Origin of the sequence: Coprococcus sp. BIOML-A2 (assembly GCF_009875795.1) — a bacterium.
GTDB classification, from domain to species: Bacteria; Bacillota; Clostridia; order Lachnospirales; family Lachnospiraceae; genus Coprococcus; species Coprococcus aceti.
Genome location: NZ_WWSI01000003.1, coordinates 122,110 through 134,805, shown reverse-complemented (window position 1 = coordinate 134,805; position 12,696 = coordinate 122,110). Strand labels below are relative to the sequence as shown.

Annotated in this window: 7 protein-coding genes; 6 read left to right on the top strand and 1 reads right to left on the bottom strand. The window is 43.8% G+C overall.

Annotated elements, in window-relative coordinates:
- The first annotated feature begins 187 nt into the window (after positions 1–187).
- From GT575_RS07610 to GT575_RS07585, 6 genes are all read left to right on the top strand, one after another.
- Positions 188–1,237 carry a hypothetical protein gene (locus GT575_RS07610; RefSeq protein WP_161171818.1) on the top strand — a complete coding sequence of 350 codons (1,050 nt, stop codon included), beginning with the start codon at positions 188–190 and terminating at the stop codon, positions 1,235–1,237.
- A gap of 102 nt (positions 1,238–1,339) precedes the next feature.
- Complete coding sequence (locus GT575_RS07605) at positions 1,340–2,959, top strand: hypothetical protein (protein WP_161171817.1); 1,620 nt, start codon at positions 1,340–1,342, stop codon at positions 2,957–2,959.
- Positions 2,956–3,906 (top strand): DUF1848 domain-containing protein, encoded by a 951-nt coding sequence (locus GT575_RS07600; RefSeq protein WP_022216556.1) that lies wholly within the window; start codon positions 2,956–2,958, stop codon positions 3,904–3,906. Before GT575_RS07605 ends, GT575_RS07600 begins: the two co-directional genes overlap by 4 nt.
- A gap of 89 nt (positions 3,907–3,995) precedes the next feature.
- The gene (locus GT575_RS07595) at positions 3,996–5,105 is read left to right on the top strand and encodes a hypothetical protein (protein WP_161171816.1); all 1,110 of its coding nucleotides are present in this window, start codon (positions 3,996–3,998) and stop codon (positions 5,103–5,105) included.
- A 3-nt stretch (positions 5,106–5,108) separates the two neighbouring features.
- Positions 5,109–6,707, top strand: coding sequence for a hypothetical protein (locus tag GT575_RS07590; protein WP_161171815.1), 1,599 nt, complete (start codon positions 5,109–5,111; stop codon positions 6,705–6,707).
- Between the two features lie 174 nt (positions 6,708–6,881).
- Positions 6,882–8,246 (top strand): AAA family ATPase, encoded by a 1,365-nt coding sequence (locus GT575_RS07585; RefSeq protein WP_161171814.1) that lies wholly within the window; start codon positions 6,882–6,884, stop codon positions 8,244–8,246.
- 105 nt (positions 8,247–8,351) lie between these two features.
- Here GT575_RS07585 and GT575_RS07580 read toward each other — a convergent pair whose 3' ends face one another.
- Positions 8,352–12,572 carry a 2-hydroxyacyl-CoA dehydratase gene (locus tag GT575_RS07580; protein ID WP_161171813.1) on the bottom strand — a complete coding sequence of 1,407 codons (4,221 nt, stop codon included), beginning with the start codon at positions 12,570–12,572 and terminating at the stop codon, positions 8,352–8,354.
- Between the last annotated feature and the right edge of the window lie 124 nt (positions 12,573–12,696).

The following is a 12,696-nucleotide window of genomic DNA, read 5'->3' as shown; positions in this document are numbered from 1 at the left end:
AAAAAGGATGTGTCGAGTTTTATATGAAAACTTGACATGTAGCGCCTGCCATTTGCCAGGAGATGACCATGTGACGAAGTCACATATTAAAATGGCATCGACGACATCACACATTGCAGAGCAATGTGTGAGTACCAATAAAGGCAAATTTTGCATGGCTGGTGTTCAAAAACAAGGAGGCATGAAAATGAAATTTGAAAATTGTAAAGAGTATTGCAGCTTAAAAAATAATAAGGAAAATATCAGGAAGCTCATGAAGGAATTTGACTGTGAGGCAAGTGGAAAAAGTAATTTGATCAGACCGCTGGTGACTGATGAGAATGGCAGATTTGATGAGAAAAAAGCGGAGAAGCTGATAACAGAGCTCGTGGAAGACATGGACCGATATGGATATAGGTACAAGATGTGGTTGGGGCACATAACAGCGGAAAATGCACTCCCGGAACAGAAGAGCTTTTGCAGATATGTGAGAATGTATCTGTATCTTGCGATAAGAATGTCTTTATTGGATTTTTCCCAATACGGATTCCTGATGGATAACCTTCCAAATGGTTCATTTGATAATCTGCTCTCAGGCTGTATTGATTTTGAATCAAATAATGATAAGGATACGCTGCTTTTTGAGTATATTGTGGATGGTTGGATAGGTGATGCAGGTATTATATCATGGTGTGTGTTTGCATTTGACTACTCGCATCCTGACAATAAGCCTGACTGGATGTCCGATAAGGTTTATAAAAGGATGCAGGAGATTGAAGAAGAAATGCTGGAAGACTTGGATTCGAATGATATGGAAGAACTGAATGACATGGAGGACATGGAGGACGTGGAAGACTTGGGTGATATGGATGACTTCGATATTGATGATATTGATATTGTGGAGCCGATATATGATAATCTGGATGCTGACGAGTTTGTGGATGAGGGATTTTTACAGGATGGTCATGATGCGGATGAAAGTAAAACCATCGTCTCTGTGTGTGACCAGATGGAAGATTCGGATAAGGTTTGCAGTTGTTTTGCCAGTTTTTTGGATATGATATATTCTTATGAGGTGCCGTATAGTTATCTGTCACAGATGAGAAAAGCTGTGGAGGGAATGCTTGACACGTACATGTGGGATCATGGGCTGTCGATATACAGCAGTATGGATAGTCTAAAAAGATCGAAGCTTTATCTGGAAAAAGCAGCCGAGAAGACTGCGTATCTCAATGCACAGAGAAAAAACCGGCTATGATAACTATATGATGTTATTGAAACATTAAGTGAATATATATTATACTTTACATGATGTAGGAGAAAGGAGTCTGCCATGTCGGTTATAAATTTAAGAGAGTACATGAAAAGAGTATATACTGAATTAGAAAATTACATAGAAGGACTTTCCGAAGAGGAGAGAGTCAGATTTGTTACAGAGTTCCATGATATGTTCGATTCGGGAACTGCGGATTATGATGATGAGCATATAACCGCATTATATGTTATGAAGTATGCAAGAGCATATGGATTCCAGTTTTCAAGAGCCTACGCAGATATATTTGCAGATATGAATAACCCTGAAAGTATAAAGGCGGTAAGCATAGGCTGTGGCACAGGTATTGACTATTGGGGAATGTCCTATGCAGCGAGAGTGCTGGGCGAAGCACCGGAAAGTAAGCTTGATTACACCGGAATTGACCCGGTATGCTGGCCGTACAGGATCACGGAAGCGGCTGACATGCCGGAGCAGGACATGGTGAGATACAATGAGATTACATCTGGTATACATGATGAAAAAGGATCAGGTCATCCAGATTTGTTTCATGAGCCGGCGGATGAAATAAAATCATGCACGGACTTTAATGAGTATCTGGGTTATATGGAAAACAGACCAGGAGAACCTCTAAGCGATATTTATTTCTTCCCTCATTCCACGAAGGAGGTATGTATTCACACTGTGCCCAATGAGGTTGAGGACAGGTCGCTATACAATACATATCAGGCTATGTCAAGATTTGCCCACATAATACACTCAAGGATAAAGGACAAGCCGGTATACGTTGCATTCACATACAGACAGGTCCCAACTGACGATGGAGTGTGCAGAGAGCAGAATGAATCATATGATATCCGCTATGGAACATACCTTAGAACCTGTCTCATTGAGAGAGGAATGAACGTGGAGTTGCTGCAGCCAATGCACTGTGAGCAGAGGTATGGACACGATCTGGAAATCTGTGAGAGCCCGGAGAGTAACAGAGGATGTTATTTTACATATGACGAGTTTCATAGTTATGTGGAGGCACCGGATACCCCGGACAAGATATGGCTTTTTGGACGTGACGATGATGACTCATTTGACAGTATATTTTATGGCAGTAAAAAGATATGCGACAGAGACAGATGGAACGAGCTTACAAATGTCAGTGATAAGATACACAATTATCCGATGGACAGCACAAATGGAATATGCTATCAGGTTTTTAAGATAACAAGAGGGAATGCTGACAACAGGGAACTTACCGATAAAAATCTAGTCCTGGATATACTTGAAGAAACCATGAGAGGGTTTACATTCTGGAGTGGATTCTCGCAGGATATTTATAAATTTGCAAAAAATATGTATATGTATCCGTGGACTGTTCATGAAAAAGCTATCAAGCTTATTGCCGATACGACCGGATATGTACCTGACAGTGTACGTGGGCTTCAGGAGGTATTCAGTATTGATAATATCTTTAAGGGACTGATAGCCGATGGCTGTATAGAGCAGTTTGAGGAAGCTGACGGAAGACTGCGGTATGGCATAACTCCAAATGGCGAAAATTGTGGACTCTATGACAAGGATGGCAGGATAATGGCCAAGTCATTTGCGAGAAGAATGATATTTGCAAATATGATCTGTGGAAGATATGTCAAATTTGAAGGAATCAAGAAGCAGATAACGATGGAAGATACAAGGGGAATTTTAAAATTATGATAGTTAGTGCCAGCAGAAGAACAGATATTCCGACATTTTATTCGGAATGGTTCTACAACAGAATAAAGGAGGGATTCCTGTATGTTAGGAATCCCATGAACGCTCATCAGATAAGCAGGATTGATCTGTCACCGGATGTGGTGGACTGCATTGTGTTCTGGACAAAGAATCCGATACCGATGCTTCCAAGACTTGATGAGCTTGAGGCATACAAATATTACTTTCAGTTTACTCTGACAGGATATGGCAAAGACATGGAGGCTAATCTTCCGGATAAGAAGCAAAAGCTCATTCCGGCTTTCCGGCAGCTTTCGGCAAAGATTGGAAAAAAGCGCGTCATATGGAGGTACGATCCTATCGTATTAACACACAAGTACACGCCGGAGTATCACATAAAAGCATTTACCCAGATCGCAGAGGCGCTTGACGGATGTACTGAGAAGTGTGTCATAAGCTTTGTCGACATATATGCCAAGAACAAGAAGAACATGGAAGCAGTGGACAGATATGAGATGAGTCATGATGAGCTTGAGGCATTTGCAAAGACCATCGCCGACATAGCAAGGAGCCACGGTATGGTGGTTGCGACATGTGCGGAGGTCATAGACCTTGAAAAATGCGGAATTGAGCATAACTGCTGCATAGATAAGAAGCTCATCGAGGAGATCATAGGCTGTGATATAAAGGTGTCAAAGGATAAGGTGCAGCGCCCGGAGTGTGGATGTATGGAGAGCGTGGAGATAGGCTCATACAACACGTGTTTAAACGGCTGCAGATACTGTTATGCCAACTATTCTGAGGCTGCGGTGAAATCAAACTGTGCATGCTACGATCCAAGATCGCCTCTCCTGTGCGGAACTGTTGGTGAGTTAGACAAGATCACAGAGCGCAAAGTGAAATCCCTTAAGGAGACGCAGATGAGCTTAAGGTTTGATGACGTAGATTAATCTCGCAATCATTTCAAAAGATTAGTTTAATAGTTAGGTTGATAGAGAATTTGCCTATTATTATATAGAAAGAAGAGGTCGTGATCGCTTTGAGAATATCGGACAAAGAGTGGAAAAATATAGAATTCCGCAAGAATAAGTTTCGGGAGCTGGAATCGGCTCTGGATCAGGCTGTAAGCGGAAGAGACAACAAGGTTTCGGCTTTTCTGTCAGGCGCTCTGGCAGGAGGAGAAATGGGAAAAGCTACGGCTGTGGAAAAGCTTGTAAATGAGCTGGTAAAATCCATGGACAGCTATGGTATAAGAAACAGACTGTGGATAGAGAGTGACGAAACGATAAAAGATAATGGGATTTCGGATGATGACTTTTGCAAAATGAAAGCGACAGAAGAAAAAGCTTCGGAAGAAAAAGCATCGGAAGAGAAAATTCCATGTATGCCGACAAGATTCAAAGAATTTATACATGATTATCTCTATTGCATGATACTGCTCATGACAAGCGATATGGAGTGGGTTGAACAGATCTATGCTGAACCGTATGCCGATTCATTTCAGCAGCTTTACCTTCATGCAAAAAGAGTGAGAGAGTTTTCTGTAAGACCAATCGAGAAAAGATATGATGAGCTCTGGGGGGAGGCTTATTTTGGCGTCAGAGGAGCATCTGGTTTGTTTGAAATATTAAGCATGGCATATGAGTCGATTACCGGGAAAGATATCGGAGAAAGCCTTACCCAGAGCATGAAGGATGGACTTGATACGTACTGTCAGGAACAGATGCAGATGTATGATGAGTTTCTGGATGAGGCAGAAGATAATGCTATGACCGACGAAGAGATAGAAGAGGCTATTAGTGAATATGTGGATGTTGAAGAAGATCCGGATATGGCAGAGCTTAACAGATATTTCGATGAGCTGGCAGTCAGATGGGATGAAAGCGAGAAGCGGTTCAGGCAGGAATTTCCTGACACTGAAGGGTTCTGTGCCAGATATATGAAGCTCCGTGAGCTTTTTTATACGGATGAATCCAGGGATATCAGGTATCCGCTTACGATATTTGATATCCTGGTGGAGGGCATGCTGGATGTATTCCTTGGCAGACGTGGGATGACTCTGTATACTGATGCAGATAATTGCGCAAGGGCATACATCAGTATAAAGAAGCAGATAGATGCGATAAAGAAGCTTCGGGAGGAGGCATAGGAAGTGGCTGGTTTCAGAGAAGATTTTTATGCCAGGATAGGACGTGATTACCATGAGAATATGGAGAATTCTTTCTTATACGGATATGTAAAAACTAAAAGAGAGAACAATCTAAGACTTTGCTTGAAGGAGGAATATTACTGTCTGGCAGACACTGCGGCAAGCAGAAAAAAGTATGTCCGTTTCCTTGTGAAAGCGCTGCTTTCTGATAAAAGCCTTTCAGCTTCATTGGAGAAGATAAACAGCCTCCAGAAACTGCTGGACAGCATATCATTTGCGGCAGAGGGGTTGGATGAAGCATCCAGACTTGCGATGAGGTCAGAACTTGAAACAGAGCTGGAAGCGGTAAAGCATGCGGAGGACAGGTCGTGTGGAGGCAGACTGAGGATGCTTGATAAGTATATGGACAAATGCCAGGCATCAGAGTCAGTTATAGGTATAGATGCAGATATAGAGAGTCTTAGACATATCTCATCCGAACTGCTCGACTCATTCGAGTTTGATGGTGAGAAGAAGAATCCGTATGTGGAGCTCATGTCGTCTTACCTGGATTTTTATTATGGTATTATATCGGCCTCAGGATACGTCAGAAGATTGCTGGAATTCTGGTCAGGAAGCAGCAAATATATTCCTGACAAGAAAGCGCTGTCGCATTTTATAGAATTTGGTAAGAGAACATTTGGGAAAGATGTATTTGATGGCTGCGGGCGGGCTGCGGTAAGGCTTGAAAAACTGCGGCAGATTGGAAAGACAGATCGTGCAGGATTTGACATGGCAGCGGATATGTTCTTTGATACAGAATTTCTTGATAAGCTCACGGAGAACCTGCAGAGAGACATATTAACCATTGATGTGAATACATTGCTTTATGACGCAGGCTTTTCAAATGGAGGCAGGCCCCGCAAGAAGGATAAAAGTATGGACATAATGGATGCGTATTTCAGATATGTGGGGGATAATCCATTTTCTGGCGGTACAGGCTATGTTGAAATCCCCGGCGGTTATACGACATGGGATGAATATTACAATGCGTGTGATAATGTCCGCGACAGACTGAATTCGGATAAGAGAGCATCTGCTTATCAGAATGTCTTTATGCCGATGTGGATTGATAATGATACAGGCGGCGGAATATTCCTAATAGGCAAAAGGCAGTTTGCGGAGAATGCCGATGTGAGACTTGCCAGCAACTGTGAGTTCGGCGTGGTATATTTCTACGGAACAGATGGCGGAAGTGCATTTGAATTTTCGGCGTTTCAGGAAGGCACCTTTGATGAAAATGTGTTCCCTGGTATGTCAGAGGCGGTGAGTTGGTTTAGAAATTATGATTATAAGGCTGACTCTATGGAGGAGTACAGGCGGTATAATGGGGATGCCCCGGCAGGCTGTCCGGAGGTTTTCCTTAAGTATTTCAAAGGCTATGACAATGTAAAAGCAGAGGTGGCAGATATATCTGGCGAAGTGACAGGAAACTCTGCATTATATGGGGATGTTGATGAGTCAGATATAAGAGATACGCTTGAAGCGTTCGACAGGGAACAGGAGGAGAAAGAAAGAAAAAAACGGCTGAGAATGACATTTCAAAGCCCAAAAATAAAATAGCTGCATTGGTTTATAGGCCATCAATCTGTATTGGCACAGATTGGTGGCTTTTCTTCGTAAATTTTACGAGCTTAAATATTGCTGTAGTTATACTGTGTTTATCAAATAAAGAATATCCCATGTGGCACAGACAGTGAGCTGTTTCGTGGAGCAAGACGAAAGGAGAAAATGCATATGAAGATCGACAATATGAGAGAACTTTACGAGGAATTACTTAGAGCAACATCAAATGGATACAGAAACAGAAGCATTGCAAATCCGGCAGTAGATTTCACAAAGAAAGCAAAGGCCGGGGACTTTGATGAGATGTCCGACGAAGAGTATTACCAGGCGCTTGATAAAGTAAATGAATTAAATGATGTATGGCAGCATCGGCCAAGCGGTCAGATTGGTGAACTGCTTTTTACTGCACTTGAGAATCTTACACTTAGCGACAGTGACGTGGAGGACATGGCAGCGACATTGCTTTGTGCTTATGAGCGTTCAAGTAAAGAGCATATCCCCTGTGATGCAAAAGCAGCGGATAGAAATGAAAGAACAGCCGGATATGCTGCTTCCAAGGAGATAGACAGCGATAATCCATCCAAAACAAAGACACAGTCTGATAAAAGAAGCACTGATGCAAAAGGAATATTGAGCTCGCCGGCGAAGATATATGAATATCTTGACCGCAGAGTGTACGGCCAGAAGGAGGCAAAGCGCGCCGCTGCCATGCTCCTCTGGAACCATGTGAATGGCAGGAGGCAGAATGTACTCTTTGCAGGCCCTACCGGCTGTGGCAAGACAGAGATATTCAGGCAGCTCGCAAAGCTATATCCGAACATAGTGATCCACAATGCCACCTCTCTGACGGGCACGGGCTGGAAGGGCAATACAAAGGTCAGAAATCTGTTCGATGGGGTGCCTCAGGATAAAATGGGCCACCTTATCATTGTCCTTGATGAGGCTGACAAGATGTTCGAGGATGCGGACGACAGGCATTACAGTTACATAGTCCAGAATGAACTGCTGAAGGTCCTGGAGGGGGACATGGTTCATTTTGATGGCAATCCGTCGAACAGTGAACCAGCTCTTGATATAGATACATCAAATGTAAGTTTTGTGTTCCTGGGTTCCTTCGATTCCATGGTCAGAGCGAAGGCGGTGGCTGTGAATAAGAGCAGGGCTATAGGTTTTGGTGCAGTATCGTCTGACGAGTCATTTGACGGATACATGAGTACATTCACTCAGGAAGATCTTGTACAGTATGCAAATGTGAGATGTGAAATAGCGGGGCGCATAGGGAATATAGTTCAGCTCAGGGAGATGACTGAGGATGACTTCTACGCCATATTAAATGACAAAAGAATAAGTCCTGTCAGAAAGCTTTCTGATTACTATGGCGTTAAGCTTAAGATGTCAGAGACAGCAAAACATAAGCTGGCAAAGGAAGCTGCGGAGAATGGGATGGGAGTTCGATTTATTCATTCACAGATACAGAGAAGACTTGATTATGAGCTTTTCGAGAATTGTGACAGAAAGGAATATGTCATAGCCTGACCATTGAGTCATAAATAAATAAAATATAAAAAAAAACTGAAGCAGTAAGATATTGACTGCTTCAGGTTCTTTTTTAATGTGTTTAAATTGTTATATATAGATATTTTATTTCTTCATATTCTTATTTGCCGCTGCAAGCATGAGCTTGATTCTGTTTACCTGATTGACCTCAGATGCACCAGGATCATAGTCGACTGCCACGATGTTTGCCTCAGGATATGCCTCACGCAGATGCTTGATAACACCCTTGCCCACGATGTGGTTTGGAAGACATGCAAATGGCTGTGCGCACACGATGTTCGGAGCACCGCTCTTTATGAGCTCTATCATCTCACCTGTAAGGAACCATCCCTCGCCGTTCTGGTTTCCTATGGATACGATTGGTCTTGCATAGGCGGCAAGCTTTTCGATATGGGCAGGAGCCTCGAATCGCTTACTCTTTTCAAGAGCATCCCTTGCAGGTTTTCTGAAGGATTCCAGAACCTTTATAACAGTGTTGCTGACTATGGCTCCCTTCTTGGTCTTGCCAAGGAACTCATAGTTGTAATTGTTGTTGTAGAAGCAGTACATGAAGAAGTCCAGGAGATCTGGCATAACAGCCTCTGCTCCCTCTGCTTCTAGCAGGTCAACTAAGTGGTTGTTGGCTGATGGCAGGAACTTTACAAGTATCTCTCCAACAATTCCGACTCTAGGCTTCTTGATATCAAGGAGTGGAAGAGTATCGAAGTCGTGGACGATTCCCTGTATATTCTTCTTGAATACTGCGTTGCTTCCGGTCTTTGTAAGGCTCTCCAGACAAACCTTCTTCCATTTCTCATGGAGTGCATTTGCCGAACCCTTTTCCTTCTCGTAAGGTCTTGTCCTGTACAGACATCTCATGAATACATCACCGTATATCAGAGCCTGCATTGCACGTTTTACTACCTTGTAGTTTATCTTGAAGCCTGAGTTCTTCTCAAAGCCCTGGGCAGACAGTGCTATTACAGGTATCTGACCGTAGCCTGCCTTGGAAAGGGCTCGTCTGATAAATCCTACATAGTTTGTTGCACGGCATCCGCCTCCTGTCTGGCTCATGATGACAGCCAGCTTGTTCACATCGTACTTTCCTGAAGTGATGGCGCTCATCATCTGTCCGACAACGATCAGAGATGGATAACATGCGTCGTTGTTTACATATTTCAGACCAACATCTATCGTCTCCTTGGTTGCATCCGGCAGGATCTCAATGTTGATTCCCATGCACTTGAATGCAGGTGCAAGAAGATCGAAATGGATAGGAGACATCTGAGGTGCAAGAACTGTATAGTCCTTCTTCATCTCCTTGGTAAATTCTATTCTGTTGATGGCACTGCTTGACGGACATGTCTTGTAGTGCTGTTCATGTCTTGAGTTGACCGCGCTTATGAGGGATCTGATTCTGATCCTTGCTGCACCTAAGTTGCTGACCTCATCGATCTTGAGGACAGTGTATATCTTGCCTGACTTGGTAAGTATATCGTTGACACAGTCAGTTGTTACAGCGTCCAGACCACAGCCGAATGAGTTGAGCTGTATGAGCTCTAAGTTGTCACAGGTCTTGACGTAGTTGGCTGCCTTGTACAGTCTTGAGTGGTACATCCACTGGTCGGAGACAATAAGAGGTCTCTCGACCTTGCCAAGATGTGCGACTGAATCCTCGGTAAATACAGCAATCTTGTATGAGTTGATGAGCTCTGGGAGACCATGGTTGATCTCAGGGTCCAGATGATATGGACGACCAGCCAGAACTATGCCGAGCATATCGTGTTCATCAATGTATCTGAGAGTTTCTTCGCCCTTAGCACGCACATCCTCCTTGACCTTCTCTGCCTCTGCGTACGCCGCATGTATGGCGCTTCCAATCTCGTCCATTGTCACATCATAGTACTTGGACATCTCACGGTACATACGTTTTACGAGAGCTTCCTCGTTGTCCAGGGCCACAAATGGTCTGATGAATGTTATGTCGTCAGCCTTGAGTTCCTCCATGTTGTTCTTGATGTTCTCTGCATAAGAAGCAACGATAGGACAGTTGTAGTGATTGTTTGCCTCAGGAGTCTCGTTCATTTCATATGGTACACATGGGTAGAAGATGGACTTGATTCCATTTTTCAGCAGCCACATAACGTGTCCGTGTGAGATCTTGGCAGGGTAACACTCTGACTCACTAGGTATGGATTCGATACCCAGGCTGTATATGTTTCTCGATGACTTTGGAGACAGTACAACTGAGAATCCAAGCTTTGTGAGGAATGTGTGCCAGAAAGGATAGTTCTCGTACATGTTGAGTACACGAGGAACACCTATCACGCCACGCTTTGCCTCCTCAGGCTTAAGTGACTCATAGCCAAATATTCTTCCAAGCTTATATTCAAAGAGGTTAGGAATGTTGTCTGCGTTCTTCTTCAGACCGACACCCTTCTCACATCTGTTTCCGGTGATGAACCTCTTGCCGTTTGAGAATTTGTTTATTGTGAGGAGACAGTTGTTTGTACATCCTTTACATCTTGTCATGGAGCTCTCATATGTGAGCTTTCTTATCTCCTCGATAGGGAGCATAGTCGTGACAAATCCCTCTTTGTACTTGTTCCTAGCGATGAGGGCAGCACCAAAAGCACCCATGATACCTGAGATGTCAGGTCTTATGGCTGTTCTTCCTGATATGACTTCAAAACTCTTTAAAACTGCATCGTTGTAGAAGGTACCACCCTGTACCACGATGTTTTTTCCGAGATCCTTTGGATCCGTGAGCTTTATAACCTTGAGCAGGGCATTTTTGATGACGGAGTAGGCAAGTCCGGCGGATATATCAGCCACGGATGCGCCCTCCTTCTGCGCCTGCTTAACCTTTGAATTCATGAAAACGGTACATCTTGAACCGAGGTCTATAGGTGTTCTCGCTGTGATGGCGATGTGCGCAAAATCTGCTATGTCATAGTTCAGTGACTTCGCAAATGTCTCTATGAATGATCCACATCCTGATGAACAGGCCTCGTTCAGCATAACGTTATCTACAACGCCGTTCTTGATCTTGATACACTTCATATCCTGACCGCCGATATCAAGAATGCAGTCGACCTCAGGGTCGAAGAATGCTGCGGCTGTGTAGTGGGCTATTGTCTCAACCTCACCGAAATCCAGAGAGAGAGCCTGCTTGATAAGAGCCTCACCGTAACCAGTAGAACATGAGCCTGCGATCACTGCGCCCTCAGGAAGCTTGCTGTATATATCCTTTATAGCTCTGATGGTGGTGTTAAGTGGACTTCCGTTGTTGCTGCTGTAGAAGTCGTAGAGCAGTTCACCGTCAGAACCGACAAGTGCAACCTTTGTGGTGGTTGAACCGGCATCGACACCGATGAAACAGTTTCCTTTATATGTTGCGAGATCACCGCGCTTTACGGCGTACTTGTTGTGATCTGCCTTGAATTTCTCGTAATCTTCATCGCTCTCAAAGAGTGGCGCAAGTCTCTCTACACCTGAGGAGAGGTTGAGCTCCTGTGAGAGTGCATGTATAAGCTCTGAAAGTGTCATGGATACCTCAGGCTTGGAGTTCATGGCGGCACCTACGGCTGCAAACAGATGTGAGTGTCCCGGATCTATGATGGCATCACCTGTCAGGTTAAGAGTTCTGATAAATGCATTCTTCAGCTCCGGGAGGAAGTGAAGAGGACCGCCCAGGAATGCAACATTGCCCTTGATAGGTTTACCACATGCAAGACCGGATATAGTCTGGTTGACAACGGCCTGGAATATGGAAGCGGCCAGGTTTGGCTTTGTAGCTCCCTCGTTGATGAGTGGCTGTATATCTGTCTTGGCAAATACACCACATCTTGCAGCGATAGGGTAGATGGTATCGTAATCCTTTGCATAGTCGTTAAGACCTGATGCATCGGTCTGCAGAAGTGTAGCCATCTGGTCGATGAATGAGCCTGTACCTCCGGCACAGACACCATTCATACGCTGCTCTATTCCGTTTGTAAAATATATGATCTTGGCATCCTCACCGCCGAGCTCTATGGCAACGTCGGTCTGTGGTGCATAGTCCTGCAGTGCCTCTGATACACAGACTACCTCCTGTGTAAATGGCACACCGATGAGCTGAGCGAGAGCCAGTCCACCTGAACCGGTTATACATGGATTGACCTCGTTCTCGCCGAGGGCATCCTTTGCTTCCTGTACAAGATCTTTAAGTGTTTCTTTGATATTTGCAAAATGTCTTTTGTAATCGGAGAAAAGTATCTTGTTGTCCTTGTCAAGGACAGCAACCTTAACTGTTGTTGATCCAATATCAATTCCTAATGTGTACATAAAACAACCCTTCCAATTTCTTTTGTGTGTTGAATGTGTTTGATTTCGACATTTCTGCCGATAAAGCTACTTTATTATAGTGTAGGGTTTAAAAAAATACAATGACTTTATAAAAACTTAACCA

Coding starts and splice junctions, on each gene's coding strand:
- GT575_RS07580 (WP_161171813.1), bottom strand. CDS start 12,572: ATGTACACATTAGGAATTGATATTGGATCAACAACAGTTAAGGTTGCT.
- GT575_RS07605 (WP_161171817.1), top strand. CDS start 1,340: ATGAAAAGAGTATATACTGAATTAGAAAATTACATAGAAGGACTTTCC.
- GT575_RS07585 (WP_161171814.1), top strand. CDS start 6,882: ATGAAGATCGACAATATGAGAGAACTTTACGAGGAATTACTTAGAGCA.
- GT575_RS07610 (WP_161171818.1), top strand. CDS start 188: ATGAAATTTGAAAATTGTAAAGAGTATTGCAGCTTAAAAAATAATAAG.
- GT575_RS07600 (WP_022216556.1), top strand. CDS start 2,956: ATGATAGTTAGTGCCAGCAGAAGAACAGATATTCCGACATTTTATTCG.